2 protein-coding genes are annotated in these 1268 nt (G+C 64.7%); both read right to left on the bottom strand.

Going from position 1 to position 1268, the window contains the following annotated elements; translation table 11 throughout:
• Positions 1–3 precede the first annotated feature (3 nt).
• Positions 4–396, bottom strand: coding sequence for a nuclear transport factor 2 family protein (locus E0L36_RS16655; protein WP_180929796.1), 393 nt, complete (start codon positions 394–396; stop codon positions 4–6).
• 40 nt (positions 397–436) lie between these two features.
• A complete protein-coding gene (locus E0L36_RS16660; protein WP_180929797.1) occupies positions 437–874 on the bottom strand; it encodes a nuclear transport factor 2 family protein in 438 nt (145 codons plus the stop codon).
• Positions 875–1268: the final 394 nt, after the last annotated feature.

Consider the following 1268-nt stretch of genomic DNA (forward strand, 5'->3'; position numbering starts at 1 on the left):
TGCTCAGGAGAGCACGGTGAAATCCGTCTGGCCGGCGATCACGCGAGTCTCGTAGATCAGGCCAGCCGAGTTCACCCGCAGCAGACTGATCATGTTGAACGCGAAGCGGGTGCCGTCGGAGCTGCCCGGCACGTCCATCGTTCCGGAGAGGGGCAGCGCCACGCTCTCCCCGTCCAGTGACGCCGTCGGAGTGCCGGGGGTTTCCTGGATACGTCCCGCGATGGCCTGGGACAGATGTGTTCGCAGGGCGTCCCTGCCCAGCAACGCCGGTGTGCCCACCGGGTCCTGAAAGCGGACATCGGGGGTGAAGAGTGCCAGGACGCCTTCTAGGTCACCGGAATTCATCAACCGGCAGTATTCGAGCGCGATGGCTTTGCGCTTCTCCTCGTCGACCACGACGGTTACCTCTCAGAATCTCCGGACCGAAACCGCGTGCTCAGTCGACGAAACGTACGTCGGAACGGCCCCAGTACACCCGCATATCCTCGATCAGTTCCGACTCACCGACCTGGATCACCAGAGTGCAGGAGTACTCCATGCGCGCGTTCTCGGGGTCCTCCGGGGTGTCGAGCATTCCGTACCGCACCATCAGCGGACCGTTCGGGAGGAAATTCACCGTGGACGTCACCGGCACCGCCGCGTGCCGTCCGTCCGGCGCCGCGACCGGCTCGCCGTACGCGTCGTGCACTCCGCCGGTCACCGCCCCCGCGATATGGGAACGCAGGGCCCCGTGGCCGATGCGCTCCCCGCCGCCGACCGGGTCCTCAAAGCGCACAGCCGGAGAGTAGAGCTTCAGCAAGCCCTCGACATCCCCCGCGTTGATGCGCTCGCAGTGCGCCACGGCCAGGGCCTTGCACGTCGTTTCGTCGGGCACGCTTCCGTCTCTCTCGTCCGTCCGGCGGGTTGCATGCTGGTTCCTGGGATTCTCCCCGGCGGTACGGCGTGGCGGAACCCCTATGTCAGGGGTGCGAGTGACCCCTAATTTAGGGGTCGTTGGAACCCTTATTTTGACCATTTCGTGACTCGGGTCTCGACGTGGAAGACAGGGGTTGGTAGTCGCGCGTCACCTTCCTACTCTGGTTGATCTCCTTGGGGAAAGATGAGGCGACGCCTGTCCGATTTGGCGACGATGCGGGATCTGACGTGAATTTCCACTGTGCGATACCCCCGCGCCGGGCCCGACGGGCGGTGCCGTGTCACTCCTTACCCAAGGCCGAACGCTGTTACTCGGCTCCGCCCTCACGGGCTGAGTGTCAAGGGGAGACCTC

Origin of the sequence: Streptomyces sp. AJS327 (assembly GCF_013450295.1) — a bacterium.
Lineage (GTDB): Bacteria > Actinomycetota > Actinomycetes > Streptomycetales > Streptomycetaceae > Streptomyces.